The sequence below is a fragment of the Dehalococcoidia bacterium genome (genome assembly GCA_025060295.1).
Classification (GTDB): domain Bacteria; phylum Chloroflexota; class Dehalococcoidia; order Lucifugimonadales; family HRBIN23; genus HRBIN23.
Map to the genome: position 1 here is coordinate 125,111 of JANXCH010000023.1, position 25,457 is coordinate 150,567.

Below are 25,457 nucleotides of genomic sequence, written 5' to 3' on the forward strand. Positions count from 1 at the left end.
GGGTTTTAGGGGGTCTTGCCCTCTAAGAGGGCGCTGACGATGGCGCTGACGGTGGCCCCGTCGGCCTTACCCCGCACCTGGGGCATGAGCCGTCCCATGACCTTGCCCTTATCGGCGGGGCCTTTGGCCCCGGTCTCCTGGATGACGCGCTGGGCCAAAGCAATCAGGTCCTCCCGCGACAGTTGGTGAGGAAGGTACTCCAATAGGATGGCCAGTTCCTTCTCCTCTTTGGTGGCCAAGTCCTCCCGTCCGCCCTGGCGGAAGGCCTCAATGCTCTCCCGGCGCTGTTTCACCTCCCGCTGGAGGACGGCGATGGCCTCTTCCTCGGTGAGGGGGCGGTTCTTGGCGATCTGCTCGTAGGTGAGAGCAGAGCGCACCAGGCGCAGGACATCGCGGCGGAGGGTATCGCCCTTCCGGAGAGCGTCCTGCAGATCCTGGTGCACCCGCTCGTGCAGGGTGGACATAGGTTAGGAGTTGCGCAGGCTCTTGCGCAGTTTGGTGGCCGCCTTCTTCTTGCGCTTCAGACTGGGCGGCTCAAAGTGTTCGTGCTTGCGCACCTCGGAGAGGATGCCCTCCTGTTGAACGCGCTTGTTGAAGCGCTTCAGGAGGCTCTCGAAGGATTCGCCCTCTTGCAGCGTAACATAGGGCAACTGTCTCACCTCCTTGCTGTGGCACCCAGGGGTTAGAACCGTGTCTATTATATGGGCGAAAGAAACCCTTCGTCAACTTGCAGGGGGTGCCCTTGCCAGGCGGAGGCCAGTCCGCTACGATAAAACTGTGAAGCACTCCACTGGGGTGCGTGGCGCATTCGTCTAGCGGCCCAGGACGCCACCCTCTCAAGGTGGAGATCGCGGGTTCGAATCCCGCATGCGCCACCAGTGCACTCCTCAGTTGTTGTCTTTCCCCTCCAGCGCGCCTCTGACCCAGCTCCGGGCTCTTCTGCCTGGGTTTCAGAGAGGTGACCCTGAGGGGGGCGTGCCGGGCCCGAAGCGTGGCCCTTGCACCCCGAGCCGGGGTGGGAGCACCTCAGCGCCCCGTGAGCCGTAGGCGCACCCTGCTCCCCACGTGTGCCCCCAGGGCTTGAGCGGCGCTGGCCCCCCGCCGGGCGATCTCCAGCCACCCGTGGCTTTCCAGGTGGGCCGTCCACTCCGCGTCGGCATAGGTCTCGGCCAACCCGCGCCACGCCAGGCCCCCTACCTCAATCACCACCTGCTGGGCATCTACGCCGTCCAGGTGGTGGGCGTGGATGTTGGTGAGCAGGTTGCCGAAGCGGTCAATATGGAGAACAAGGCCCTCTAGAACCGCCTCGTGCCAGTGGGGTTCCGGCACCCACAGGCAGAGAACATCCGTGAGGGGTGGGCCCAACTCGTGGGGAGGGACCCCACGCGCCAGCCACGCCGCACACGGCCCGAAGATATCTCGCCCATGGAAGGTGCGGCTCACGGGGTGGCGCAGCCAGCGCGCTTCCGTTAGGGCATAGGCCGAAAAGCCGTCGGGGAGAGGAATGCGCACCGGCTGAAGAAAGGGGTGTTGGTCGTGGTGCATGGCATGGGGGAGGGCGGAACGCACAATGTAGGTGCACAGCCCGTTGTCGGGCCCGACAAAGTAGCCATCGGGAGTCACCAAAACGATGGGGAGGCGCGCCGTCCCGACGCCGGGGTCCACCACCGCTAAGTGCACAGTGCCCCGCGGGAAAACGCTCCAAGCCATGCCCAGCAGAAACGCCCCTGCATGTATATCCCCTGGGGGAACCAAGTGGGTCAGGTCCAGCACTTCCGCCTGAGGGCAGATGGTCTTGATGACCCCTTTCACCTCGGCAGCGTAGGGCTCCTGCGTCCCGTAATCCGTTAAGAAGGTGATGAGAGGTGTGGACACGCCCACCATTACCGCCTCTGCAGATAGTCCTCCCGGGGCGGGCTGAAGATGTCAATGGCCCGGGCCTTGCCCCGCACTGCCACCACCCTGTGCGGCACGCCGGAGGGGATAACATACACATCCCCTGGGCGCAACCAGCGGCGCTGCCCTCCGATTTCAAACTCGAATTCCCCCTCTACCACATAGCCCGCCTGCTCGTGGGGATGGCTATGGGCGGGCATGGAGACACCCTCCACCATATCCACCACCGACACCATGACCTTCTCCCCACTGGCGATGCGGGCGGTGATGCCCGGGAACAGGTGCAAAGGGGGCAGCTCCGTCAAAGAGTAGAAGTACATCTCCCACCTCCTAGGTTGTGTGGGTGAGACGGCGCTTGGCCTGCTCGTCAGCCAGCGACAAGACGGCGGTGATGGTGTCGTGGATGGGGGTGGGCACTCCCGCTTGCTTCCCATACCGGCTCACCGCCCCGCTGAGCGAGGAAATCTCCAGACGCCGCCCTTGCAAGAGGTCCACCTGCATGCTGGAGAGGGCCTCCTTGCGGAAGCGGTAAGTCATCTCTACAGTGCGGGGCACAATCTCCGCATCTAGGGGGATGTCCAGGGCTCGGGCAACCTGTTCCACCTCCCGCAGGGCACGCACGTAGAGGTCGCGCGTGGGGGCGAACTCCATCCATTCGCCCACCGGAGCACGCGTGAGGCAGGCGACACCGCTCATAGAGGCGATGAACAGGAATTTGGTCCACAGTTCCCTGCGCAGGGCTGTGGTGAACACGGCATCAATCCCCGCCTGGCGGAAGGTTTCTGCCAAGCGATGGCCGCGGGATGTGTCGGACTCGTCTAACTCTCCGAACACGACGCGACATAGGGGCCCCGATTGGACAATGACCCCCGGCTCCGCCACACGGCTCTCGATGTAAACTGCCCCTGCCATGACGCGCTGACGTCCATACACGGCCGCCAACTGCTCCCCGTTGTCCACGCCGTTTTGCAAGGTGAGCACGACGCTCTCTGGGCCTACCAGGGGGGCGATAAGGGGGATGGCCTCGGGGTTGCTATAGGTCTTCACGCAAAAAAGGACGAGGTCAACAGGCCCCACGTGGGCGGGAGTATCGGTAGCCGGGAGGTGGATAGTGAAGGTGCCACTGCGGGTGCTCTCGATGCGCAAACCGCGCTCGTGAATAGCCCGGAGGTGGGGGCCGCGGGCAATGCATGTCACGTGGTGGCCGGCGCGGGCCAGTAGGGCTCCCAAGTAGCCCCCCACAGCCCCGCTCCCCATAACGGCGATACGCATGGCGCCTCTCCTGCGGGGAATTTACCCATATCCTAGCCTGGGGATGAGCGGTTGCCTAGAGGCCAGTGGACGGAGCCTAGCGTGGGCGCGCGCCGATGATGTCCAGCCCGAGCAGGAGCAGATAGATACCTGCAGACCCCAAAACAAGCCCTAGCAGACGCACCAGAACTACACTGGCGATGCGCCGGGCTATGCGCGCCGCCACCTGGGCACCTGTAATCATCCCAAAGGCGAGAAGCAGAACATAGGGCCAGTGAGCGTCCAAGTGGCCAGCAAGAGCGTGGGTGGCTGTGGCGCTAGCGGAGGTGAAGGACAAAATGAACACGGACGTGGGGGCGGCAATGAGGGGGGGCACACCCATCACGGCTACCATAGCCGGCACCAGGAAGACGCCCCCGCCTACACCGAGAATGGCCGAGAGCACCCCGACGCCCAGGCTAATAAGCATCCCTTTGCCTACCTCCACCCGATAGGTGAAGGTTTGCCCCGTGCGGTCGGTCAGAACGCGGTTGGGGCCCTGGGTCGACGGGCGGGGGCGGACGCTGGGACGGATGGCCAGGTAGATTCCCACCAGCCCCAGCACACACCCGAACAGAACCTGAAACGGCTCCCGAGGCACCAGTTTGACAAGGTTGGCTCCCAGCACCGCCCCGGGCACCGTCCCCATAGCAAAGGCCAAGCCACTCCGATAATCAATGCGGCGCATGCGGGCGTAGGCCACCAATCCCGATGGGCTTCCGAGAAAGATGGCCGCTAGGGAGATGCTGGTGATGTCGGTGGGGGAGAGACGTGGGAAGGCGAGCAGAAACACCGGCACGACAAGGAACCCTCCTCCTACGCCTATAAGGGTCCCTAGGGTGCCCGTGAGCACCCCGAGACCTATAAGCGCTAGGGCCGTGGGAGTGTCCATAAAGGCCTTCCCTAAAGATAGGGATGGCAGTGGCTCGGGGCAGACCCAGAAGCGTGGGCTAGGGTTTTAGCCACCGTAGCGCCTCCGCGCCTCCTCATAGTCGTGAGGGGTGTTGAGGTCCACCAGCACGATGGGGTTGTCTATGGGCACCAGGAGGGCATCGGTGCGGTGGCGCTCCACCACGGCGTAAAGCCCTTTGGTTTCCTCGCGGATGTCCAGCAGTTCGGGGAGCACGGCGCGGTGGACCACCAGGGGATGCCCCCTCCGCCCCTGGTAAACGGGCAGGGTAAGTGGCGGGCTGGTGCGCTGCTGCGCCTCTAGAAGGGTAGCCAGCACATGGGGGGGACGGGGCTGGTCTACGGCCAGCACCACGATGGCATCGGTGTGGGGCGAGACCTCCCGCACGCCAGCGACGATGGAGGTGGTCTTCCCCTGGGGCCAGTGGGGATTAATCACCACGATCAGTCGCCCCCTCCCCCGCACATAGGGGGCCAACTGGGGGGCGTGCGACCCTAACACGATTACTATCTCGTGCACCCCTGCCTGGGCAAGGGACGCAATCTGGTACTGGATAAGGGGTCTGCCACACCAGGGGAGGAGGGCTTTGGGCTGGCCCATGCGGGACGATTCCCCCGCCGCCAGCAAAACGGCACTGACCAGGGACACGCTACCCCCGCGCCTGCGCCAGGGCCCTCTCTTTGGCCTTTTGCAGGAGGCGCTCCTCCAGGCGCATGGGCTGACCGGTGGTGCGGGTGCGCACCATGAGGACCTCAGCCATAATGCTGAGGGCGATCTCCTCGGGGGTGCGGGCGCCGATGTCCAGGCCCACGGGGGCGTGCACCTCCCGCAGGCGCTCTTCGGGGATGCCCTTGCGCAGGAGTTCCTCGTAAATCAAGATGGTCTTGCGGCGGCTTCCCACCAGGCCCACATACCCGGCGGGCGAGCGCACGGCCGCCTCCAAGGCCATGTCATCCCAGCGGTGGCCCCGGGTGGCGACTATCACGGCGGTATTGGCGTTGATAGGCACTTGAGCGAGGCCCTGGTCATAGCGGGCGACGATGGTCTGCTCGGCCAGAGGGAAACGCTCTTTATTGGCGTATTCGGGGCGATCGTCGATCACGATGAAGCGGAAGCCCAAGAAGGTGGCCAATGTGTAGAGGGCCTTACTGATATGTCCCCCTCCGCAGACCACCAGGCAGGGTGGGCTGGTGAATCCCTCCACAAAAATTTCCACACCGTCCTCGGTGGCGATGTAGGCCGTCTCCCCGTAGCGCATCAGCTGCGGGGCGCGCGCCAGGGCCAGGGCATCCAGGGCGGGGCTTCCCAGGGTGCCCTGGGCGCTTCCATCGTGGCGGATGAGAAGTCTACTGCCCGGGGCAAGGGAACTGCCCTGGGGCGGGGTGAGCAGGGACGCCAGGGCGACGGGGGGACCGCCTCTGTAGGCCTCCACGATAGCCCGCGCCGTGGGGAGGAACACCTGGGGCTCCAGCAGGGGCTCCAAGAGGAAATACATGGTGCCTCCACACACCAGACCATCGCGGGCTGCCAGTTCCTCGTTGAGCACATAGTCGCGTACCTGCGGCCCGCCCCCCTCCCGCAGCAGAACCTTGGCGGCAAACCAGATGTCCCCTTCCACGCATCCGCCCCCCAGGGTGCCCACGGCTGAGCCGTCCTGCCGCACCAAAAGGCGTGCGCCAGGCTTCTGGGGAGTGGAGCCTTTAGTGCGCACCACCGTGGTCAGCACGCACCGCTCCCCCCGCTCCAAACAGCGCACCGCCTCTTCAAACACTACGCGCATGGGCTTCCCTCCCCTCCGTCGTGTGCTATTATAGCGCCTTTGGCTCTTACGGGAAAGGGACGGGCTGAAAACGACGCCCTCGAACACCCAGGGGATGGGTTACACTGACCGTGAGTGCCTCAGAGGGAGACTGGGATGCCGCTCTGGGAATGGTGGGGCAAGAAAAGGGTGCTGACTTTTGTGAGAGACCACGCCCCAGGGCCAGCAGGGGCTTGCACGGTGCTCTGCGCCGCACAGACGCCTTTGGCCAGTGTCCATAGGCCTACGGCCGAGGCGTTGGCCCTACTAGGGGAGCAGGCACAGCGTGCCCTGGAATGGCCTATGGGGCTGGTGTGCTTCTGGTCGGCCGAACGGCAGGTGTGGGTGTTGCCCCCCTTTGCTATCCGCCAGGCGGGCGTGGAGGCCACATGGCATAGCCCCACCTTCCACGCCCTGTACAGCCGTCCCGTGTCCTTTGGCCTTCTGCTCCTGCGTCGAGGGGGGTATGCCCTGGGCATCGCCCAAGGGGAGAGCCTGGAGGTGCACAAAGTAGGTTCCCGCTATGTGCACGGTCGGCATCGGGCTGGGGGCTCCTCCGCCCGTCGCTTTGAGCGCAGGCGGCGGGAGCAGGTGCACCACCTCCTGGAAGAGGTCTGCCAAGAGGCCACAGCGCGCCTGGGGGAGCGCCTTTCCTCCCTGGAGGCAATCTTTTTCGGCGGCGACCGTCTCCTCCTACGGCAATTAGAGAAAGAGTGCCCCTTTCTCGGACGCGTGAAGCCCCTGGTGCATCCCCACCACCTGCCCGTGCCCGAGCCGCGGCTGAAGGTATTAGAAGATGCCGTCGGCTTGGCGTGGCAGAGTCAGGTGGCTCTGACGGGTTGCTGGGAGGGAGGCTGTTAGGGAGTCTGGGTGCGGACGACGGAGCGGATGGTTCCCCGGTGCTGGCGACGCGCCAGGTAGGCCAGGCCGATGCTGAGGAAGTAGAGGATGACCAGGGGCCCTGCCACCAGGGACTGGTTGACCGGGTCAAATGTCGGGGTGATGATAGCAGCCAGGAGGAAAGCACCTACAACTGCCAAACGCCACCCCCGCACGAGCGCGTCGGGGGAAATCACCCCTAAACGGGCTAAGATGAAAACCACCAGCGGCATCTCAAACACCAGCCCCACCCAAAACAGAAGGGTGACGACCATGTTCACATAGGCGCCGATGCGGATCATGGGGGTGGCTATGTCGTTGGCGAAGGTGAGCAGGAAGCGCAGGGCAGGGGGGAGGAGGATGAAGTAGGCGAAGGCGACGCCTCCCGCGAAAAGCAGAAGCGCAGCCGGTAAGGCGGTGAAGACGAAGCGCCGCTCCTGGGCGGTGAGGCCCGGGGCCACAAACATCAGCACCTGGTAGAGCACCACGGGCAACGCCCCCACAAACCCGAACAGGAGGGAGACCTTCATCACCACTCCCAGCAGTTCCGTTACCTCGGTATAGACGGGTTGGCCGGTAATGGACGCATACCCCTGGGCCGGCCGCAACAGCAGTTGCACCTCTTGTTTGTAGAAGGCGAAGGAGATGGCCGTGGCGATGGCCACAGCAAGGACGGATATGAGCAGGCGGCGACGCAGTTCTTGCAGGTGATAGCGGAGGGGGGCGCTTCTGTCCCGCATCATACCCCCCTACTCCTTGAGTGGGGAGCCTGCTTTTTCCTGTGCCTGGCGTGGAGGCCGGGGAAGCGCCCCTTCGGGGGGCGCTGGGGGCGGAGGAGGGGGGTCTATCTCGTCCAGCAAGGACGGGAGGTCTTCCGTGGCTCTGCGGAGACGGGCGACCGTTTTCCCTACACGCCGAGCCGTGGAGGCCAGTTTCTCCGGCCCCAGCAGAAGGAGGGCCACCAAGAGGATAAACAGCAACTCCAACGGGCCGATGTTCAGGAAGTTCACGCCCTATCCCCCTGGGGCGAAGACCCCACGGCGTCTTTCCTGACGAGCAGGGCGAGGCATTCAATATGGTGGGTGTGGGGGAACATGTCCACTGGCTGGACCCACACCACCCGATAGGGCCCCTTGACCAAGTGGGTCAGGTCGCGCACGAGGGCCTCCAGGTCGCACGACACATACATCAGCCGCGGGATAGCCAAACGGTTGAGGGTGTGCAGGGCTTCGGGATGGCACCCCCGACGGGGGGGATCCACAATCACCGCATCGGGGTGTGTTTCTAACGTGGGGAGCACTTCCTCCACCTTCCCTTGACGGAACTCTATATTGGGGATGCCCTGGGCGTTGATTCGGGCGTCATCCACAGCCGAGGCCGATTCCTCGATAGCGATGACCCGTGTCACGAAGGGGGCGAGGAGGATGCCGAAGGTCCCCACCCCTGCATAAGCGTCCACCAGGATGCCTTGCCCGTTGAGGCCCAGGGCGTCCCGAACAACCCGCACCATCTGTTCGGCTTGCAGGGTGTTCACTTGAAAAAAAGAGGGGGATGCGATGCGGAACCGACGGCCCCATAACGCCTCTTCATAATATTTCTGGCCTGTGGCGAGGGTGATACTGGGTTCGTGCAAGGGGGGTTGGATGAGCCACTGCCCCGTGTGCACCCCGTAGCGGATGGACATCTGGCTCGTTTCAGCGCATTTGCCCTGTAAGTGGGCCAGGGCTTGATTGATCCACGGGTGCATGAGCAGACAGGCGTCTATGGGCACGAACTCTCGGGTGGTGCGGTTGACGAAGCCCACTTTCCCCTGAGGGCCGATGGTCATACGGGCGTGGTTGCGGTAGCCCCAAATCTGGGGACTGGGGAGGGTCTCTTGCACGGGCACATCAGCCAATGCGTCCACAGTAGCCAGTGCCTTGCGCACCAGGTGGCGTTTGAGGTGCAGTTGATACGGGTAGGCGATGTGTTGCCATTGGCAACCGGTGCAGGGCCAGAAGTAGGGGCAAGGGGGCGTTACCCTGTGGGGGGACGGGCACACCACCTCTACGACACGGGCGGCCGCATAGGTCCTGCGCCAGCGCACTACTTCAGCCACCACCTCCTCTTGCGGGATGCCTCCAAACACCCATATGGGCAAGCCTTCAACCTCGGCGCGACATTCCCCCAATGCTCCCATCTCCCCCAGGGTCAGACGCAAGCGTTGCCCAGGTGCGAAGCGGGAAGGGGCGGTACCCGTGCCCAGCATGGCCTCCTCGCCTTTACTATAGCCCTCTCCAGAAACGGTTGCCAAGTCTTGGGGGTATCAGTCTGAGGGGGTCGGCAGGTTGCTATCCCGCCAGGCAGTGGGGCCCCCCGTGATGCAGCGCTTGACAGCATCGGATACCGATGCTAGCATGCCCCCGAACAGGCTGTGCGGAGTCGCCGTGGGGGTGCCCGTGGTCGGAGCCGAGGTGAAACCTCAAGTGCCCCGCCTGTTGGGGGCCTATCAGGAAGCCTTGGGGCCCGCCCTGCGCGGGGCGGTGAGCGGGGCCGCACCCGACCTTCTTTTGCCTTTGCACTACCATCTGGGGTGGGTGGATGCCCAGGGGCACCCCACGGTCGCGGAGCAAGGCAAGGGCCTGCGCCCGACCTTATGCCTTTTCGCCTGTGAGGCTATGGGGGCACCCCCCGAGCGTGCCTTACCTGCTGCCGTCGCGTTGGAGTGCATCCATAACTTCTCCCTCATTCACGACGATATCCAGGATGGGGATCGGGAGCGTCGGCACCGACCGACAGTCTGGGCGGTGTGGGGGGTGAACAAGGCTCTCACCGCCGGCAACGCTTTGCGGGTGCTCGCCGACCTTGCCCTCCTGCGGTTACACTGGAGCGGTGTCTCGGCCCAGGTGGTGGTGCAAGCGTCTCGGGTGTTGACGGAGGGCTATCTGGAGATGATCGAGGGGCAGGTGTTGGATTTGAGCTACGAGACCCGCCTGGACATCACCGTGCAGGACTATCTGCATATGGTCTCCAAGAAAACGGCCGCGTTGATGGGCGTGGCGTTGCATTTGGGGACGCTGGTAGCAGGGGCTGCGGAGACCGCCGTGGACGCCCTCCGACAGGCGGGGAGACTGTTGGGGATAGCCTTCCAGGTGCAGGATGACGTGCTGGGCATCTGGGGGGAAAGGGCTGTGACCGGTAAGGCGGTGGGAGCGGATATCGTGCGGCGCAAAAAGTCGTTCCCCATCGTCTATGCCCTGCAGTACGCCCCCCAGGAGTTGGCGACCCGCCTGCGCACCTTCTACCAGGGGGAGAGCATGAACCTTCATCAGGTTGCCCAGGTTTTGGATATCTTGGACAAAGTGCAGGCGCGCTCATACGCCCAGCGGACGGCTCACGGCTTCTGCCAGGAGGCTTTAAACTTGGCCCGTCCCGTGCTCCCATCCTGGGCTGCCGATGCCCTGGAGGAACTGGCTCACTTCGTCGTTGACCGTCCCATGTAGAGGGAAGGGAGGGTACCTGTGGCGATCACTATCCGCCCCGCACCGGCCAAGCCCACACCCAAAATCACTACCGCCGAGGAGGCCTTGCGCCTATTCCGTCCGGAAAAGCCCGTGCGCCCGCGTCGCCCTATGCAACTGGGCATCCGCCTATTCACCTACATCATCGCCCAGCGTCTGAAGGGGCGCAAACGCTTCCCCTTGGTGACCATGCTGGAGCCTTTGGAGGCGTGCAACCTCACCTGCGAGGGGTGTGGACGCATCCGCGAGTATGAGCCGGTCCTCCACCGCATGCTGACTTTGGAGGAGTGTCTGCAGGCTGTGGAGGCTTCAGGAGCCCCCATTGTCTCCATCGCAGGGGGCGAGCCAACAATGTATCCTCACTTGCCGGAGCTGTTGGCCGAACTGGTGCGCCGCAAGTATTTCGTGTTCTGCTGCACCAATGCCCTGCTCCTGGAAAAGGTCTTGCACAAGGTGCCCCCCTCCCAGTACCTGTGCTGGGTGATTCACCTGGACGGGATGGAGGAGCAGCATGACCGTTCGGTGGCCCGTCGGGGGGTGTGGCGAGTGGCTATGCGCGCCTCCAAGAAGGCTTTGGAGATGGGCTACCGGGTCTGCTGCAATACTACCCTGTTCAAGGGGAGCAACGCCGAAGACCTTTATGAACTCTTCGAGACTGTTACCCAGATGGGCTTTGAGGGCATAATGCTCTCGGCTGGCTACGATTTCCAGATGGTGCCCAATCAGGATGTGTTCCTGAAGCGCCAGGAGTCCATTGAAGTGTTCAAACGCATCCTCGCCCCCGACAAGGTGCGCCGTTTCCGCTTCTACAACAATCCCCTGTATCTCTCCTTCCTGCGCGGGGAGCGATGGTATCAGTGCACCGCCTGGTCCAACCCCACTTATACCATCTTGGGCTGGCGTAAGCCCTGCTACCCCTTGGCCGATGCCCATACGCACAATGTGCAGGAGCTCTTCAGCGACGCCCTGTGGGAGAAGTATGGGGTGGGGAAAGACCCCCGCTGCGCCAACTGTATGATGCACTGCGGATTTGAATCGGCGACTATTTTTGGGGCGGTGAAGCGCCCGGGGGATATGGTGGCCATGCTCCGGGGGATCCTGACGAACCGGAGCGGCATCGGGGTCAGTTAGGATGTTGGCCTTGGTGGCCGCGCTGGAAACGGAGGTCCGCAAAGTGCTGGAGGCCACGCCCCGCCGGGAGCAGTGGCAGGAGGGGAATGTGCAGATCTACCGCTCCCCGGAGCGTGGATGGATTATGGCCCTCTGCGGTGTGGGACGGGAGGGGGTGGATCGCACTATTGAGGCGCTGGCGCGCCATCGCCCCCAGGGGGTGATAGCCACCGGGTTTGTAGCAGGCCTGGAAGAGGGTCTGCGGCCCGGGCTGCTGGTGGCACCGGAGCAGGTCTGTTTGTTGGAGGAGTGGGTGGGCACAGCACGCATCGGGCCCATTGTGGAGGTGGACTCCGAGTGGCTTGCCTTCTGCCAGAGAGCTCTCGGCCCCGCGTTGCGCCTGGTGCACGGGGCGGTAACGGTGGGGCGAATCCTTGTCTCGCCCCGCCAGAAGCGTCTGTTGGCCCATTCCACTCATGCCTCCATTGCTGACTTGGAGAGTTATTGGGTAGGCGTGGCCTGTCGCGCCCGTGGCATCCCTTTCGTGGTGGTGCGGGTGGTGATGGATAGCCTCCACCACGCCTTGCCCCCTTTCCTAGAAGGGTACAGAGGCTCCTCGATGGAGCGGGCTGCTCTGGGGTGGGCGTTGTGGCATCCGTGGTGGTGGCCCCGCTTGTGGGGCTTGCGAAGGGCGGCGCTACAGGCTCAAAACGCTTTGGGGAAAGGCCTTGTGGCCTTGACACACGCGTGGGAGGCCCAGCGGGAGGCGGCGTAAGGAGAGAACGATGCCAAAGGCCTTGGTAACGGGAGCAACAGGGTTCGTAGGGAGCAACCTGGTGCGCACCTTGCTCCAGGCGGGGTGGCAGGTGCGGGCTGTGGTACGCCCCACCAGTCCCCTTGTGGCTTTAGAGGGCCTCCCCGTGGAACGCGTGGTGGGCGACCTGACCCAGCCGACCAGCCTCGCCCGAGCGATGGACGGGTTAGACGCCGTGTTCCATGTGGCAGCCCTGAATGCCTTTTGGGCGCGGGACACGCGGGAGTTCTACCGAGTGAATGTGGAGGGGACGAGGGCCGTCTGTGAGGCAGCCCTGCGCGCCGGGGTCAAAAGGGTGGTGCATACCAGCACATGGGCGGTGTTCAGCACCCCTCCCCGCGGCCAAGCCATCACCGAGCAGACGCCCACCGACCCTCGCCGCCTCACCGGCCCTTACCGCCTCACCAAGTACTTGGCGGAGCGGGAGGCGATGTCTTTCGTCCCGCAGGGGTTAGACCTGGTAGTGGTCAACCCGACGGTGCCCGTCGGCCCCTGGGATGTGAAGCCCACGCCCACGGGGCGTATTGTCCTCAACTTTTTGCTGGGGCGCACGCCCGCCTATGTGCACACCACTTTGAACCTCATCGCCGTGGAGGATGTGGCGATGGGGCATCTGCTGGCTTACCAGAAGGGGCGAACAGGCCAGCGCTACCTGCTGGGCCACCGCAACATCACCCTGCGAGAGATCTTCGCCATTCTTGCCTCCCTCACGGGGCGCAAGGCTCCCCGCTTACGCCTCCCCATTCCCCTGGCCCTGACGGTAGCCTACGCCGACCACTTTGTGGAGGGCATCCTCCTGCGGCGGGAGCCGCTGTTGCCGTTGGAGGGGGTTCTGCACGCCCGGGAGTGGCGCATCGCCGACTGTGGGAAGGCGGTGCGGGAACTGGGCCTGCCCCAAACCTCGGTTGAGGAGGCTCTGGAGCGGGCGGTGCGATGGTTTGTGGACCACGGCTATGTGCCCCGCCGCACTACCACCCTTCTGACACGCAATCCCTCTGCCCAGGTGCGCCCATGACGCAGGTCTCTCCCCGTGTCGACGAGGCTTTGGTCGTTGCCGTGAGTGAGGCGGTTCGGCGCAGTCAGGACTACTTTCTGCGCATCCAGGACGCCGCCGGCTGGTGGTGGGGCGAACTGGCCTCTAACCCCACCATGGAGGCCGAATATCTGCTCCTGACCCATTTTCTCGGTGTAGCCGATAAAGAGCGGTGGCGGAAGATCGTCAACTACATTCTTTCCAAGCAGAGGCCCGACGGGGGGTGGGAGCAATATTACGCCGCCCCCCGCGGGGATGTGAGCACCTCGGTGGAGTGTTACTTCGCCTTGAAACTGGCGGGGGTGCCCGCCGATGCCGAGCCCATGCGCCGCGCGCGGGAGTTTATCCTTTCCCGCGGAGGGGTGCCCGCCACACGGGTGTTCACCAAGATATGGCTGGCGCTTTTCGGCCAGTGGGACTGGCGGGCGGTGCCCATGCTCCCCCCGGAGATGATGTTCTTACCGTCCTGGTCGCCCATCAATATTTATGAGTTCTCCTCGTGGGCGCGGGCGACCATCGTGGCCCTGACTATTGTGCGTGCCCTGCGTCCCGTGTGCCCCATTCCTCCGGAGGCCGCGGTGGATGAACTATACCCCATTCCCAAGAGCCGGATGAGGTGGGGCATACCTCCCCCACGGCGGATGCTGTCGTGGCGGGGGTTTTTCTGGCTGGCGGATGCCCTTTTGCGCCAGTATGAGCGGTCGCCCTGGAAGCCCTTGCGCCACGCGGCCCTACGCCGTGCCGAGGCGTGGGTGCTGGCCCACCAGGAGGCCGACGGCTCATGGGGCGGTATTCAGCCGCCGTGGGTGTATTCCCTTCTGGCTTTGAAGGTGTTGGGGTATCCGCTGCACCACCCGGTTATGGTGGCGGGCCTACGGGGGTTGGAGGGCTTCGCCATTGAGGAGAAGGACACCTGGCGGGTGCAAGCGTGTATTTCGCCCGTGTGGGATACATGCCTTACCATGATCGCCCTTCTGGATAGCGGATTGCCTCCCGACCATCCGGCTCTTCAGCGGGCCGCCCGCTGGCTCCTGTCCCAGGAAATCCGCATCCCCGGCGACTGGGCAGTGAAGGTGCGCGGGGTGGAGCCGAGCGGGTGGGCGTTTGAGTTTGAGAACGACCTTTACCCCGACACCGATGATACGGCCGAGGTACTCATGGCCCTGGCGCGCACGCGGTTACCCCCCGAAGAGGAGCGGGCCAAGACGGAGGCGATCCAGCGAGGGGTGCGGTGGCTGTTGGCTATGCAGAGCAAAAACGGTGGGTGGGGAGCCTTCGATAAGGACAATACGCGCGAGATCTTGGCTCACATACCCTTCGCCGACTTTGGGGAGACCCTAGACCCCCCCAGTGAGGATGTTACAGCGCATATCCTGGAACTGCTGGGGCGCTTGGGATATCCCCGCACCTATCCCGCGGTGGCCCGAGGCCTGCGCTACCTGCTCTCCCAGCAGGAGTTTGACGGTGCCTGGTTCGGGCGGTGGGGGGTGAACGCTCTTTACGGAGTGGGGGCAGTGCTCCCCGCCCTGGAGGCCGTGGGAGAGGATATGAGCCAGCCTGCTGTGCGGCGCGCCGTGAAGTGGCTTCTGGCCCACCAGAATCCCGACGGAGGATGGGGGGAGACCTGCGCCTCCTATGCCGACTTCTCCCTGCGAGGGAAGGGGCCGAGCACCGCCTCCCAGACCGCCTGGGCCTTGATGGCCCTGATGGCCGGCGGGCTGTGGGAGCACCCCGCTGTGGCTCGGGGGCTAGAGTATTTGGTGCGCACCCAACGGTCCGACGGCACTTGGGACGAACCCTACTACACGGGCACAGGCTTCCCAGGGTACGGCATTGGCCGACGGCTGACCCGCCCCCCACGGCCAGGGGAGCCTGGATATCAGGGCACCGAACTGCCCTACGCCTTCATGATTAACTACCACCTGTATCGCAACTACTGGCCCTTGATGGCTTTGGGGCGTTGGCTCCGATGGAAGCGCACCGGCGCCCCCAAAAGCACTCTAAACTAGACATTAGGAGGTGGCGTGGCGATGACCATGCAGACACATCTGGGCAAACCCACTTTGTTGGCTTCACACCAGGGCACGGCGTGGTGGTGCCGAACCTATGTGGTGAGCCTCCACAGTAGTAAAGCCCCGGAGTTTATCGACTGCACCCCACAGGTGGAACGCCTAGTGCAGGAAGCGGGAGTCTCCAACGGCATTGCCGTGGTTTTCTCACGCCACACCACCGCCGCTGTCATCCTCAACGAGATGGAGCCTCTGCTCCTGGCAGATATGGAACGTTTCCTGGAGCGCCTGGCCCCCCGCAACGCCTACTACCAGCACAACGATTTCACCATCCGCACCGTCAACATGAACGACGACGAGTGCCCCAACGGGCACGCCCATTGCCAACATAGCCTTCTGGGGGCCAGCGAGACCATCCCCATCGTCAACGGCAGGCTCGCCCTCGGGCGCTGGCAACGCATCTTTTTTGTGGAACTGGATCGTCCTCGCCCCCGGGAACTGGTGGTGCAGATCATGGGTATCGCGTAGGAGGCACCGTGCCCTTGCTGGCTCGTCCGGCCCAGATTCCAACCCTCCCGCTGGACAGCAGGGCGGAGTGCTCCTTAGATGAGGCGTATGCCCTGTGCGTGTGCCTCGCCCGCACCCACTACGAGAACTTCACCGTCGGCTCCTGGCTCCTGCCGCGGGACAAACTGCGCCATGTGTGCGCTATCTACGCCTTTTGCCGCACGGTAGACGACTTGGGGGACGAGGCCCAGGGGGATCGCCTAGCCCTCTTGGACGAGTGGGAGGCCGACCTGCGCCGATGCTATACCGATACCCCCCGCCATCCCTATCTGAAGGCCCTCCAAGCCACCATCCGCACCTTTGATATCCCCCTAACCCCGTTCCTCAAACTCATAGAGGCCAACCGCCTAGACCAGCGCCACACCCGTTGGCCCACTTACCAAGACCTGCTCTTTTACTGCGACCATTCGGCCAACCCGGTGGGGCACCTGTTCCTGTACCTGTTCGGGTATCGGGATGCCGAGCGCCAGCGCCTGGCCGATGCCACCTGCACCGCCCTGCAACTGACCAACTTCTGGCAGGATGTGCGCCGCGACTGGGACAAGGGGCGTATCTACATACCTCTGGAGGATATGGCCCGCTTCGGCTATACCGAAGGGGATTTGGCGCAGGGTGTGGTGAACGACGCCTTCCGACGCCTCATGGCCTTTGAGGTGGAGCGCACCCGCGCTCTGTTCCAGCAAGGCCTGGCACTGGTGGAGAAGGTGGAAGGCCTTGTGCGTCTAGACATAAAACTGTTCTCCCTAGGGGGGTTGGCGGTGTTGGACGCCATAGAGCGTCAAGGGTATGATACCCTCACCCGTCGCCCCGTTGTCTCCAAGCCTCGCAAGGTGTGGCTTCTGCTGAAGACCCTGGTGGGGATGAAGGTGCGCGGGCAGGTGTAGGGGATGCGGCCCGAAACCCAACGCTTATGGGAGCAGGCCCAGGAGGATGTGGTAACCGCCCGTCGGTTACTGGAGGTGGAGCGCTATTACGCTTCGGTCTTTTTCGCCCAGCAGGCCGCCGAGAAAGCCCCGCAAGCCTGCTACCAAGCCCGCTTCCAGCGGGCCATCTTCACCCACGATGTGGTGGAACTGGCCGAGGCCCTTTCTGCACCAGCGGAGGTTTTGGACGCGGCACGGGAGCTGACCTCGGACTATGTAACAACCCGCTACCCCAACGCAGCCAACGCCGTGCCTGCCCGACTCTATACCGAGGCATCGGCACGGATGCACCTGGAGATGGCCGAGAGGGTGTTGGCATGGGCACGGCCCCACCTGACATAAAGGGTTTGCAAGAGGCTTTGGCCGCCACGTGTCGGCAGGCGGGGGTGCATCCCCTGAAGGTCATCCTTTTCGGCTCCCGTGCGCGTGGAGATGCCTGGGAGCATAGCGATTGGGATGTGCTGGTGGTGGCTCCCGAGTTCCGGGACATCCCCTTCCCCAATAGGGATGTCCTCCTGCGCCGATACGTGCGCTGGCGTCGGGTAGACCTTTTTTGCTACACCCCCGAGGAGTTTGACACCCTCTCCCAGCAGATAGGGTTGGTGCAGACCGCCGTCACCGAGGGTATGGACATCACGCCAACAAGCTAGGAGACAAGCCTATGGACGCACTTCCCACTTTTCGTGCCGCTGTGGTGCAGGCCTCCCCTGTTTTTCTGGACAGGGATGCCACTGTGGAGAAGGCCATTCGCCTCATTGAGGAGGCTGCGGGGCGGGGGGCGCGCGTAGTTGTCTTCCCTGAAACCTGGATACCGGGCTATCCCATCTGGGCCTCCCGCATTCAGTCCTGGCGGGAACTGCGCACGGGGCATCGCCTGTTCGTGCGTCTTTACCACAATGCGGTGGAGGTGCCCTCTCCCCCAGTGGACGCCCTCTGCCGCGCCGCCCGCAAGGCCGAGGTGTATGTGGTGATGGGCATCAACGAGCGGGAGCGGGAGTTCGGGCGTGGCACTCTCTATAACTCCATCCTGTTCATCGGTAAGGATGGGCGCCTCTTGGGGAAACATCGCAAACTGATGCCCACTTTCCACGAGCGCACCGTGTGGGGTATGGGAGATGGGAGCGGTCTACGGGTCTACGAGACGGAGGTGGGGCGTCTGGGGGGGCTGATCTGCTGGGAGCATTGGATGCCTTTGACAGGCTACGCCCTGTGGGCGCAGGGCGAGCAGCTGCACGCCGCCTTGTGGCCGTGGCCCTCTCCCTACGGGAAGGACACGGTGGAGGGGGAGATGCACCAGGTGGCCAACCGCCACTACGCCTACCAGGGGCGGTGCTTCGTACTGTGCGCCTCGGCGTGGATGACCCGCGGGGACCTCCCCAAGGACTTTGAACTGGCCGAACAGGCCCAATCCTGGGAGGACCCCCTCCTGGTAGGGGGGAGCGCCATCATCGGCCCCAACGGGCGTTACCTGGCCGGCCCCCTCTATGAGGGGGAGGGCATCCTCTATGCCGACATTGACCTGAATGAAATCCCCGCCCGTAAACAGAGCCTGGATGTGGTGGGCCATTACGCTCGCCCCGATGTGTTCCAGGTTACCATCTCCCGGGCGCGGCAGGTGCCCGCCACTTTCCAGGAGCCTCCCATGCCCGTGCGCCCTGAGCAGATCCCCGACGAACTATGAGTATAAGGGGGCACTGTGGTGGCTGCTGTGCCTCCCGATGTGCAAGCGGCGTATCGCTACTGTTGGCAGGTGGCCAAGACCCAGGCCCGCAACTTCTACTATGCCTTCGTTACCCTCCCCCGCCCCCAGCGTATGGCCATTTACGCCGCCTATGCCTTCTGTCGGCTGTGCGACGACATCGCTGATGAGGCGGGGACAGCGGAGGAGAAGGTTTTGCGCTTGCGGGAGGTGCGCCACGCCCTCCAAAAGGCCTATGCGGGCGAACCCGACGGCCCCGTGTTCACCGCCCTGGCCCATATGGTGCGCCGTTATCCCATTCCCCAACACTATTGGGAGGCCATTCTGGAGGGGGTGGAGATGGACTTGACGGTGCACCGCTACCCCACCTTTGAGGCGCTGAAGGGCTACTGTTACCGGGTGGCCAGTGCCGTGGGGCTGGTGTGCGTGGAGATCTTCGGCTATCGCCATCCCTCGGCACGCTCCTATGCAGAACATTTGGGCCTGGCTATGCAGTTGACCAACATCCTGCGGGATGTGGAGGAGGACGCTCGCCGGGGACGGATTTACCTCCCCCAGGAGGACATGGCCCGCTTTGGCTACAGTGAAAGCGATCTTGTTAGAGGGGTATATAACCCTGCCTTTCGGGCTTTGATGGCCTTTGAGGCCCAGCGGGCGCGGGGTTTTTTCCGGTCTGCGCGTCCACTGCTGCCTTTGCTGGCGTGGCGCTCGCGGGCGTGCCCAGCAGTGTTAGGGGGTATCTACCGTCGGGTTCTGGACAAGATAGAGGCCGAAAACTACCAGGTATTCGGACGGCGCATCGCCCTTTCGGGGCGCGAGAAGGCTTTCCTGATGGTGCGTCTATGGGTGCAGAGCAGTCTGCCTACCCCCGTTCCTGCGTGGTAGTTGGTGGGGGACTGGCGGGGCTGGCGGCGGCGTGCGCCCTGGCCGATAGGGGCTGGCAGGTTACTCTGCTGGAGAAGCGACGCTGGCTGGGGGGGAGGGCCTCGTCGTTCCTTGACCCCCTCCTTCAGCACCCCGTAGACCTGGGGCAGCATGTGTTCATGCGCTGCTTTACCGCCTATCTGGATTTCCTCAAGCGTTTGGGCGTATACCACAAAGTTTTTATCCAGTCCCGCCTGCAGGTGCCCATCGTGGACGCCCACACGGGCATCCGAGGCGTTCTCTTCTCCCAGCCGTGGCTCCCCTCTCCCCTTCACCTTCTCCGAGGGTTTGTGGCCTATCCCCATTTGATGCCCAGCGAGAAGGCACGGGCGATGCGGGGGATGCTCACGGCGTGGCGCACCGACCGCCGAGGCGCCGAGAGGTCTCTGGAAAGTGGTACCTTTCAGGAGTGGCTTCTGCGCCAGAGCCAGACGCCCCGCATCATCCAGCGCCTGTGGGAGCCGATTATCCTAGCCACTTTGAACGCTCTCCCCAGCCAGGTCAGCGCAACGGCGGGCCTAATGGTGGTGCAGGAGGCCCTCCTGGCCGGTCCCCACACAGCAGACATAGGATGGGCGACGGTGCCCCTCTCGCCCCTGGTGGAGGAGGCGGTGAAGCGCTATCTGGCAGAAAGAGGGGGACGGGTACTTACCGGGGTGGCCGTCGCTGGTCTAATGTGGAACGGGGATCAGGTAGAGAGCGTGGTTCTTGTGGATGGGCAAAGGGTGTGGGGACGCGTGTTTGTGTTGGCTGTGCCCTGGGACACGCTTCTGCATCTGCTCAACTCCGGCTGGGCGGAGCACCCTTTCTTCGTCCCCCTGCGACGCCTGCGAGGTGTGCCCATCCTGAACATCCACCTCTGGTATGACCGGCCTGTGATGCGGGAGCCGTTCGTGGGCTTCTTGAACAGCTCCGTGCAGTGGGTGTTCAACAAGACCGCCCTGTGGGGATTAGAGGGGCCTGGCCAGTACATCAGCATCACCGTCAGCGGTGCACAGGAGTATGTGGGAGTGCCACAAGAGCAAGTGTTGCAAACTTTTGGGAGGGAAATGCAGCGTCTCTTCCCCGAGGCGGGCCTGGCTCACCTTGTGCACGCCCGAGCGGTGGTGATTCGCCAGGCGACTTTCTGTCCCTCCCCTGGCGTTGAGGCCCTTCGGCCTCCCCACCAGACCCCTATCTCGAACCTTTTCCTCGCCGGCGATTGGACGCGCACCGGATGGCCCTCAACGATGGAGGGAGCCGTTCGGAGCGGTCTGCTGGCTGCCCAGGCGGTGGTACGGAGCTTTCCGTGAAAGTGCTCATCCTTGCCCCCTTCACCACAGAGGCTCTGGAGCGTTTACGGCAGAAGGTGGAGGTGCTCTACGAGCCGTGGACGCAGACGCAACGTCTGTGGGACCCGGCAGAGTTGGCTTCCCGTCTGCGTGCCGAAAACATCGCGGCGGTGGTCAGCGAGATAGACTTCTTTTTTGACGAGGTATTCGGCCCTGATTCGCCTCTGCGTTTTGTGGGGCTCTGCCGCCAGGCCACCAATCAGGTTGACCTGGAGGCGGCCACAGCGCAGGGAGTGGTGGTGGTGCACACGCCCGGGCGCAACGCCCAGGCGGTGGCCGAGTTGGCCATCGGGCTGCTGCTAGCTCTGGCGCGCCGCATCCCCCAGGCCGAGGGCTACGTGCGTGCCGGGCAGTGGCGCAATCCCCTGGAAGCCTATCAGCGCTTTCGGGGGGTGGAATTGAGGGGGAAAACTTTGGGCGTGGTGGGGTTGGGGACCATTGGGCGGCGGGTGGCGCGGATGGGGCGTGCCCTGGGGATGCGGGTGATCGCCACGGACCCTTATGCAAAGCCTCTGCGGGGAGTTACCCTGGTGTCTTTAGAGGCATTGCTTGCTGAGGCCGACTTCGTGAGTCTCCACGCCCCCGATACCCCGGCGACCCGCCATCTGCTCAACGCTGAGCGCCTGGCCCTTATGAAGACCTCCGCCTTTCTGGTGAACACGGGGGGCGGTGCGCTGGTGGACACGGATGCTCTGTGCCAGGCCTTGCAGACAGGGCGCCTGGCGGGAGCGGCATTGGACGTCCTCGAGGCCTCCCCGCTTCCTGCGGAGAGCCCCTTGCTGGCCTGTCCTAACCTGGTGCTGACCCCGCACATTGGGGGCGCAACTCAGGAGACGATCGCCCGCTATTCAGCAATGGTTACAGAGGATGTGCAGCGATGGCTGGCTGGGAAACGCCCCCGCCATCTGGCTAATCCCGCCGTCTGGAGAAGCAGGAGATGACTGCTGTGGATGCCTACGGGCGTGCCCGCTCGGGACGGCGCACCGGCTCCGGCGCACTGGGCTCGGTTATCCCCACGGGGGGGAGGCCCCTGGGTGCGGTGCGCCCCTGTGTCCCCCCACCGAGGGTGGAGTCCAGCATGGAGCATCCCCACGAGAGCATCCGCAGGAGCAGGAGGGGGAGGGTAAGGGGCACTGCGATAAGGCTCAACAGTAGTTCCAGGCTCACTAAAAGCAGGCGTAAAAGGGTTGCCAGCAGTTGGGCCACAAGGTTGGGTACACGGCGAATGGCCAGGAGGGGGTCATCCCCCGAGGAGCGGTCCAGCGTGAGGCTCGCCATATCTACAACCTCCCGCAGGCCTCGGGGCATCGCCCGAGGCCCTGACTACAGCATCGCTGTGCAGTGTAGCCCCTGGGAGGGCGGAGTGCAAGGGGGCATGGGCACTTTTTTGCCCGTTTTTATGACCCTGCTGGGGGCTCAATAACTCTGGGATGAGCGCTCCTGTGTCTCACGGCCCTTGCGCGTTGGCGTTGGACATAGGTACCAGCACCCTCAAGGCTCTTCTGGTGGATAGCCGGGGGTGTGTGCGTGGTGAAGCCCGCCGCCCTACGCCCCTTTTGGTGCCCCGGGGTGTCTCCCCCTTGGCGCGCCAGATGCACCCCCCCACTGTCCTCAAGGCGGTGCAGGCCGTTGCCCAGGAAGTCCTCGCCCACAGTCCAGGGGCACATGTAGCGGTGGTGGCCCTGACCAGCATGCGCCAAGGCGTGGCTCTGCTGGACAACGAGGGGAAGGAGATCTACCTGGGCCCCAACATTGACTTGCGCGCCGTTTTTGAGGGGGGTGCCCTGGATGAGGCGTATGGGGAGATGATGTATTCCACTACGGGGCACCTGCCGTCGTTGTTTTTCCCCTGGAGCCGGCTGGTGTGGCTGCGGGAGCATCGCCCTCAAGCCTATCGGCGGGCTACTGTGGTATTACCGTTGGCCGACTGGCTGGCCTATCGCCTGACGGGGGTGGTGGGGGCGGAGATGTCCCTGGCGGGGGAGGCGGGGCTTTTGGACATTAGGGAGCGCCAATGGGCTACGGGCTTGACACGCACTCTGGGTTTGCGGGATGATTGGTTTCCCCCTCTTTTTCAGGCATCAACGGTGCGGGGGCAACTCACCCGGGAAGGGTCGGCCCTGGTGGGCGTGCCCGAGGGCACGCCGGTGGTGGTGGCCGGTCCCGACACCCAGTGCGCCCTGCGGGCGGCGGGCGTCCAATCGGCAGGGCAGGGAGGGGTGGTGTTGGGCTGGAGCACCGCGGTGCAACTGCTGACTGCTACCCCACGCTTTGATAAACAACGCCGCACTTGGGTGGGCCTGTTCCCCGACAGCGCTTTCTGGACGGCCGAAGCCAACGCCGGCGACGGGGGACGCGCCCTGCAATGGACGGTGGATACCCTCTACGGGAGGGGGGCACGGGCTTGGGGGCGTCTAGAGCGGGATGTGGAGGCGGTGGAGCCGGGAAGCGGGGGCGTGATGGCCCTCCTGGGGCCGACTGCGTTAGACCTCTCTCACCCAGGTGTGCGCTTAGGGGGGTGGCTTCTGCCGGTGCCCCTCTCCTTCAGCCCTGTGGGGCGAGGGCATTTAGCCCGCGCTGTCATAGAAAACATTGTTTTTGCGGTGCGGGCATGTCTGGAACTGCTGGAGGAGGTGAGCGGGGAGCGGGTGGGTGCGGTGCACCTGGCAGGGGGTTTGCTGCGTCTGCCGGTGCTTGCCCCTCTTATGGCCCAGGTGCTGGGGAGGGAGGTGTATGGGGCTCCCCATCCGTCGGCATCGGCATTGGGCGCCGGCTTGGCGGGTCTCCACAGCATCGGCGCATTGGAACGCAAGCCTCCGTGCGCAGTGCATAGGCCCCGAGATCACCTGGTTGCCGCCTATCACGACTGTTACCAGGCATGGCGGCGGGCGGAGCGAGGTCTAGGGGGGATGGGGTGGAGGTAGGGGGGAGCGGAGGGCGAAGTAGGCCCGCAGGGAGGCGAGGATGGCCAAGCGGGGCTGGGCAATAGGGTGCAGGCGCTGGACTTCCTGAAGGGCTTGGTCAACGGTCAGGCCTTCGGCATCGCACAGGATGGCTACGGCGGCTGCGGGGCTTCGGCTGACGCCCAGGACGCACTGCACCACCAGGGGCCGATGCTCCTGACGCTGCCGGCGGGCGAAGGTTACGAGGCGTTCCACGAAGGGGGCCGGCCAGGGAAGCCCATCGCCGATGGGTAAGTGGAGAGCGTGGGGGCCGAGAGGGGCTTGACCCTCGTGGAGGTCCAGGCGTGCCCACTGGTCAGGGATTTCCCCCTCCTGGGGAAGGCCGTAGGCGATAAACAGCCAGGGGCGAATCATGCGCAAGGGCATGTCCTTATTACCCTATGGTATAAGGCGAAATGCGTCAATCCCTATGGTAGACTGGAAGGATACAAGAGAGGCCGGGGAGTTCCTCAATGGGGCTACCCAGCCCTGTGCGGGAAGGCTCAGGTCTGCGCAGCATCGGGTGGCTGGCGGGGATAAGCGCCGCCATGCTCCTGGTGCTTTTGCCCTTCGCCAGTTATGTGGCCGCCCTCCCCATCATTCGTCAGGAATGGGGGCTAACCAATGCCCAGGCGGGGGCGCTTTTCTCGGCCTATCTGTTGGGGTTCGCGCTGGCGTCCCTGGTGGTGGTGCCTTTGACCGACCGCTGGCCGCCGGAGCGGGTATTCACCACCGCCGTAATGCTGTCTATCGTTACTAATGTGCTCTTCCCGTTGCTTGCCGATAACTTCTGGTCAGGTCTCCTGTTCCGCTTTCTCGCAGGGGTGGCTCTGGTAGGGGTCTATGTGCCGGGCATCCGCATTGTGGCGCACCGCTTCCGGCACCGCGGGCGAGGGGGAGCGGTGGGCACCTTTGTCAGCGCCTTCTATGCTGGCAGTAGCGCTTCATTAGCCCTTATGGGGGCGTTGCTGTTGGTTACGGGCTGGCGGAGTGCCTACCTGACGACGGCGGCGCTAGGAGGGCTGGCCCTGTTCCTGGCCATCCCTTTGGTTGGGTGGGGGAAGGCGGGGGAGCAGGATGCGGGGGGCCCAAGGGGGCGGCTGGACCTGCGGGCGCTGACGCAGGTCGGCCCATTGCTGGTCATCGTAGGGTATGCTATGCACACCTGGGAACTATACATCGCTCGGGTGTGGCTTGCTCCGTTCCTGGCGGATCTCCTCCAGGCAAGGGGCAGGGAGCCGGAGGAAGCGATCTCCCAAGCAGCCACGCTGTCCAGCATAATGCTGGCGGCAGGAGTGGTGGCGCCCTTTGTGGGAGGTCTGCTGTCGGACCGGGTGGGGCGCACCCTCGGGGCCATGAGTCTGGCCGCCGTCAGCGGGGCCGTCTCCTTTGCTCTGGGGTGGTTGGGGGGAGTCCCTCTGGGGATGCTGGTAGGGGTGGGGATCCTCTACGGTTTTGCCATTGCTGCGGATTCGGCTATCTACTCCACTGCTATCACTGAGGAGGCGATGCCGTCCTTATTAGGCTCCACGCTGGCATTGCACACTTTCTTGGGCTTTCTCACAGGGGTAGGTGCTCCAATCGCAGCGGGGCGAGTGCTGGATGCCGCGCCCCAGGGCCTGCGTTGGGGGTTCGCCTTTGGGTTGGGAGGTGTGGGTGCCCTGATGGGGATCAGCGCCCTGTCGGTCTTACACATTCGGAAACGGCGGAGCGCCGTCCATGCACCGTAGCGCAGTGCATCCTCACTGGAGGCGAGGAGACCTATGCAGACCATCATCGGTGTAGACATAGGCGGGACATTCACCGACTTTGTGCTGGTGCGGGGGCAGGAG

The 25,457-nt window shown here is 64.1% G+C and carries 30 protein-coding genes and 1 tRNA gene; 18 read left to right on the top strand and 13 right to left on the bottom strand.

Annotated features, from left to right (window positions below; all coding sequences use genetic code 11):
- Window positions 1-5 precede the first annotated feature (5 nt).
- Window positions 6-464: a GatB/YqeY domain-containing protein gene (locus tag NZ951_08310; protein MCS7207908.1), complete on the bottom strand. Its 459-nt coding sequence runs from the start codon at window positions 462-464 to the stop codon at window positions 6-8.
- Between the two features lie 3 nt (window positions 465-467).
- Complete coding sequence (rpsU, locus tag NZ951_08315; GenBank protein MCS7207909.1) at window positions 468-650, bottom strand: 30S ribosomal protein S21; 183 nt, start codon at window positions 648-650, stop codon at window positions 468-470.
- Between the two features lie 151 nt (window positions 651-801).
- Here rpsU and NZ951_08320 point away from each other — a divergent pair.
- Window positions 802-878 (top strand) — tRNA-Glu (locus tag NZ951_08320).
- 148 nt (window positions 879-1,026) lie between these two features.
- Here NZ951_08320 and NZ951_08325 read toward each other — a convergent pair.
- From NZ951_08325 to NZ951_08350, 6 genes are all read right to left on the bottom strand, one after another.
- Window positions 1,027-1,884, bottom strand: a complete 858-nt coding sequence (locus NZ951_08325; protein MCS7207910.1) for an SAM-dependent chlorinase/fluorinase — start codon at window positions 1,882-1,884, stop codon at window positions 1,027-1,029.
- A complete protein-coding gene (locus NZ951_08330) occupies window positions 1,884-2,216 on the bottom strand; it encodes a cupin domain-containing protein (GenBank protein ID MCS7207911.1) in 333 nt (110 codons plus the stop codon). Before NZ951_08330 ends, NZ951_08325 begins: the two co-directional genes overlap by 1 nt.
- Window positions 2,217-2,226: 10 nt before the next feature.
- Complete coding sequence (locus NZ951_08335) at window positions 2,227-3,168, bottom strand: 2-dehydropantoate 2-reductase (GenBank protein MCS7207912.1); 942 nt, start codon at window positions 3,166-3,168, stop codon at window positions 2,227-2,229.
- Between the two features lie 76 nt (window positions 3,169-3,244).
- Window positions 3,245-4,078 (bottom strand): sulfite exporter TauE/SafE family protein, encoded by an 834-nt coding sequence (locus NZ951_08340; protein ID MCS7207913.1) that lies wholly within the window; start codon window positions 4,076-4,078, stop codon window positions 3,245-3,247.
- A 66-nt stretch (window positions 4,079-4,144) separates the two neighbouring features.
- Window positions 4,145-4,744: a nucleotidyltransferase family protein gene (locus tag NZ951_08345; protein ID MCS7207914.1), complete on the bottom strand. Its 600-nt coding sequence runs from the start codon at window positions 4,742-4,744 to the stop codon at window positions 4,145-4,147.
- Between the two features lies 1 nt (window position 4,745).
- A complete protein-coding gene (locus tag NZ951_08350) occupies window positions 4,746-5,876 on the bottom strand; it encodes an XdhC family protein (protein ID MCS7207915.1) in 1,131 nt (376 codons plus the stop codon).
- A 219-nt stretch (window positions 5,877-6,095) separates the two neighbouring features.
- Between NZ951_08350 and NZ951_08355 the strand changes: the two genes are divergently transcribed.
- A complete protein-coding gene (locus NZ951_08355; protein MCS7207916.1) occupies window positions 6,096-6,755 on the top strand; it encodes an acVLRF1 family peptidyl-tRNA hydrolase in 660 nt (219 codons plus the stop codon).
- Here the strand turns inward: NZ951_08355 and tatC are convergent.
- From tatC to NZ951_08370, 3 genes are read right to left on the bottom strand one after another with little or no spacing between them, the layout of a single operon-like run.
- Complete coding sequence (tatC, locus tag NZ951_08360) at window positions 6,752-7,516, bottom strand: twin-arginine translocase subunit TatC (GenBank protein ID MCS7207917.1); 765 nt, start codon at window positions 7,514-7,516, stop codon at window positions 6,752-6,754. The two genes, NZ951_08355 and tatC, sit on opposite strands and share 4 nt — an antisense overlap.
- A 6-nt stretch (window positions 7,517-7,522) precedes the next feature.
- Window positions 7,523-7,783 (bottom strand): twin-arginine translocase TatA/TatE family subunit, encoded by a 261-nt coding sequence (locus NZ951_08365; GenBank protein MCS7207918.1) that lies wholly within the window; start codon window positions 7,781-7,783, stop codon window positions 7,523-7,525.
- Complete coding sequence (locus NZ951_08370) at window positions 7,780-9,021, bottom strand: class I SAM-dependent RNA methyltransferase (protein MCS7207919.1); 1,242 nt, start codon at window positions 9,019-9,021, stop codon at window positions 7,780-7,782. Before NZ951_08370 ends, NZ951_08365 begins: the two co-directional genes overlap by 4 nt.
- 184 nt (window positions 9,022-9,205) lie before the next feature.
- On the opposite strand from NZ951_08370, the gene NZ951_08375 reads away from it, so the two are divergent.
- From NZ951_08375 to NZ951_08435, 13 genes are read left to right on the top strand one after another with little or no spacing between them, the layout of a single operon-like run.
- On the top strand, window positions 9,206-10,255 hold the full coding sequence (locus NZ951_08375; GenBank protein ID MCS7207920.1) for a polyprenyl synthetase family protein: 1,050 nt from the start codon (window positions 9,206-9,208) through the stop codon (window positions 10,253-10,255).
- 18 nt (window positions 10,256-10,273) lie between these two features.
- Entirely contained in the window at window positions 10,274-11,404 is a 1,131-nt protein-coding gene (hpnH, locus tag NZ951_08380; protein MCS7207921.1) for an adenosyl-hopene transferase HpnH, read from the top strand.
- Window positions 11,405-11,417: 13 nt separating this feature from the next.
- A complete protein-coding gene (locus NZ951_08385; GenBank protein MCS7207922.1) occupies window positions 11,418-12,158 on the top strand; it encodes a hypothetical protein in 741 nt (246 codons plus the stop codon).
- 10 nt (window positions 12,159-12,168) lie between these two features.
- A complete protein-coding gene (locus tag NZ951_08390) occupies window positions 12,169-13,212 on the top strand; it encodes an NAD-dependent epimerase/dehydratase family protein (protein ID MCS7207923.1) in 1,044 nt (347 codons plus the stop codon).
- Window positions 13,209-15,239: a squalene--hopene cyclase gene (gene shc / locus NZ951_08395; GenBank protein MCS7207924.1), complete on the top strand. Its 2,031-nt coding sequence runs from the start codon at window positions 13,209-13,211 to the stop codon at window positions 15,237-15,239. The genes NZ951_08390 and shc overlap by 4 nt, the downstream gene beginning before the upstream one ends.
- A gap of 21 nt (window positions 15,240-15,260) precedes the next feature.
- On the top strand, window positions 15,261-15,767 hold the full coding sequence (locus tag NZ951_08400; protein MCS7207925.1) for a secondary thiamine-phosphate synthase enzyme YjbQ: 507 nt from the start codon (window positions 15,261-15,263) through the stop codon (window positions 15,765-15,767).
- 8 nt (window positions 15,768-15,775) lie between these two features.
- Entirely contained in the window at window positions 15,776-16,690 is a 915-nt protein-coding gene (gene hpnC, locus NZ951_08405) for a squalene synthase HpnC (GenBank protein ID MCS7207926.1), read from the top strand.
- 3 nt (window positions 16,691-16,693) lie between these two features.
- On the top strand, window positions 16,694-17,071 hold the full coding sequence (locus tag NZ951_08410) for a HEPN domain-containing protein (GenBank protein ID MCS7207927.1): 378 nt from the start codon (window positions 16,694-16,696) through the stop codon (window positions 17,069-17,071).
- Window positions 17,047-17,379, top strand: a complete 333-nt coding sequence (locus NZ951_08415) for a nucleotidyltransferase domain-containing protein (GenBank protein MCS7207928.1) — start codon at window positions 17,047-17,049, stop codon at window positions 17,377-17,379. The genes NZ951_08410 and NZ951_08415 overlap by 25 nt, the downstream gene beginning before the upstream one ends.
- A gap of 11 nt (window positions 17,380-17,390) precedes the next feature.
- Window positions 17,391-18,410 carry a carbon-nitrogen hydrolase family protein gene (locus NZ951_08420; GenBank protein ID MCS7207929.1) on the top strand — a complete coding sequence of 340 codons (1,020 nt, stop codon included), beginning with the start codon at window positions 17,391-17,393 and terminating at the stop codon, window positions 18,408-18,410.
- A gap of 15 nt (window positions 18,411-18,425) precedes the next feature.
- On the top strand, window positions 18,426-19,313 hold the full coding sequence (hpnD, locus tag NZ951_08425) for a presqualene diphosphate synthase HpnD (GenBank protein MCS7207930.1): 888 nt from the start codon (window positions 18,426-18,428) through the stop codon (window positions 19,311-19,313).
- Window positions 19,271-20,644, top strand: coding sequence for a hydroxysqualene dehydroxylase HpnE (hpnE, locus tag NZ951_08430; GenBank protein MCS7207931.1), 1,374 nt, complete (start codon window positions 19,271-19,273; stop codon window positions 20,642-20,644). The genes hpnD and hpnE overlap by 43 nt, the downstream gene beginning before the upstream one ends.
- Complete coding sequence (locus NZ951_08435) at window positions 20,641-21,624, top strand: 3-phosphoglycerate dehydrogenase (GenBank protein ID MCS7207932.1); 984 nt, start codon at window positions 20,641-20,643, stop codon at window positions 21,622-21,624. The genes hpnE and NZ951_08435 overlap by 4 nt, the downstream gene beginning before the upstream one ends.
- Window positions 21,625-21,637: 13 nt before the next feature.
- On the opposite strand, the gene NZ951_08440 is transcribed toward NZ951_08435, so the two are convergent.
- A complete protein-coding gene (locus NZ951_08440; GenBank protein ID MCS7207933.1) occupies window positions 21,638-21,961 on the bottom strand; it encodes a hypothetical protein in 324 nt (107 codons plus the stop codon).
- Between NZ951_08440 and NZ951_08445 the strand changes: the two genes are divergently transcribed.
- The gene (locus tag NZ951_08445; protein ID MCS7207934.1) at window positions 21,948-22,106 is read left to right on the top strand and encodes a hypothetical protein; all 159 of its coding nucleotides are present in this window, start codon (window positions 21,948-21,950) and stop codon (window positions 22,104-22,106) included. The two genes, NZ951_08440 and NZ951_08445, sit on opposite strands and share 14 nt — an antisense overlap.
- A 19-nt stretch (window positions 22,107-22,125) precedes the next feature.
- Window positions 22,126-23,607 (top strand): FGGY-family carbohydrate kinase, encoded by a 1,482-nt coding sequence (locus tag NZ951_08450; GenBank protein MCS7207935.1) that lies wholly within the window; start codon window positions 22,126-22,128, stop codon window positions 23,605-23,607.
- Here NZ951_08450 and NZ951_08455 read toward each other — a convergent pair.
- Window positions 23,584-24,012: a hypothetical protein gene (locus NZ951_08455; protein MCS7207936.1), complete on the bottom strand. Its 429-nt coding sequence runs from the start codon at window positions 24,010-24,012 to the stop codon at window positions 23,584-23,586. The two genes, NZ951_08450 and NZ951_08455, sit on opposite strands and share 24 nt — an antisense overlap.
- 86 nt (window positions 24,013-24,098) lie before the next feature.
- On the opposite strand from NZ951_08455, the gene NZ951_08460 reads away from it, so the two are divergent.
- On the top strand, window positions 24,099-25,355 hold the full coding sequence (locus NZ951_08460) for an MFS transporter (protein ID MCS7207937.1): 1,257 nt from the start codon (window positions 24,099-24,101) through the stop codon (window positions 25,353-25,355).
- Window positions 25,356-25,457 lie beyond the last annotated feature (102 nt).

Coding starts and splice junctions, on each gene's coding strand:
- NZ951_08420 (MCS7207929.1), top strand. CDS start 17,391: ATGGACGCACTTCCCACTTTTCGTGCCGCTGTGGTGCAGGCCTCCCCT.
- shc (MCS7207924.1), top strand. CDS start 13,209: ATGACGCAGGTCTCTCCCCGTGTCGACGAGGCTTTGGTCGTTGCCGTG.
- NZ951_08410 (MCS7207927.1), top strand. CDS start 16,694: ATGCGGCCCGAAACCCAACGCTTATGGGAGCAGGCCCAGGAGGATGTG.
- NZ951_08335 (MCS7207912.1), bottom strand. CDS start 3,168: ATGCGTATCGCCGTTATGGGGAGCGGGGCTGTGGGGGGCTACTTGGGA.
- NZ951_08330 (MCS7207911.1), bottom strand. CDS start 2,216: ATGTACTTCTACTCTTTGACGGAGCTGCCCCCTTTGCACCTGTTCCCG.
- NZ951_08310 (MCS7207908.1), bottom strand. CDS start 464: ATGTCCACCCTGCACGAGCGGGTGCACCAGGATCTGCAGGACGCTCTC.
- NZ951_08455 (MCS7207936.1), bottom strand. CDS start 24,012: ATGCCCTTGCGCATGATTCGCCCCTGGCTGTTTATCGCCTACGGCCTT.
- NZ951_08325 (MCS7207910.1), bottom strand. CDS start 1,884: ATGGTGGGCGTGTCCACACCTCTCATCACCTTCTTAACGGATTACGGG.
- NZ951_08415 (MCS7207928.1), top strand. CDS start 17,047: ATGGGCACGGCCCCACCTGACATAAAGGGTTTGCAAGAGGCTTTGGCC.
- NZ951_08390 (MCS7207923.1), top strand. CDS start 12,169: ATGCCAAAGGCCTTGGTAACGGGAGCAACAGGGTTCGTAGGGAGCAAC.
- NZ951_08440 (MCS7207933.1), bottom strand. CDS start 21,961: ATGGCGAGCCTCACGCTGGACCGCTCCTCGGGGGATGACCCCCTCCTG.
- NZ951_08400 (MCS7207925.1), top strand. CDS start 15,261: ATGACCATGCAGACACATCTGGGCAAACCCACTTTGTTGGCTTCACAC.
- NZ951_08460 (MCS7207937.1), top strand. CDS start 24,099: ATGGGGCTACCCAGCCCTGTGCGGGAAGGCTCAGGTCTGCGCAGCATC.
- NZ951_08370 (MCS7207919.1), bottom strand. CDS start 9,021: ATGCTGGGCACGGGTACCGCCCCTTCCCGCTTCGCACCTGGGCAACGC.
- NZ951_08350 (MCS7207915.1), bottom strand. CDS start 5,876: ATGCGCGTAGTGTTTGAAGAGGCGGTGCGCTGTTTGGAGCGGGGGGAG.
- tatC (MCS7207917.1), bottom strand. CDS start 7,516: ATGATGCGGGACAGAAGCGCCCCCCTCCGCTATCACCTGCAAGAACTG.
- NZ951_08340 (MCS7207913.1), bottom strand. CDS start 4,078: ATGGACACTCCCACGGCCCTAGCGCTTATAGGTCTCGGGGTGCTCACG.
- hpnE (MCS7207931.1), top strand. CDS start 19,271: ATGGGTGCAGAGCAGTCTGCCTACCCCCGTTCCTGCGTGGTAGTTGGT.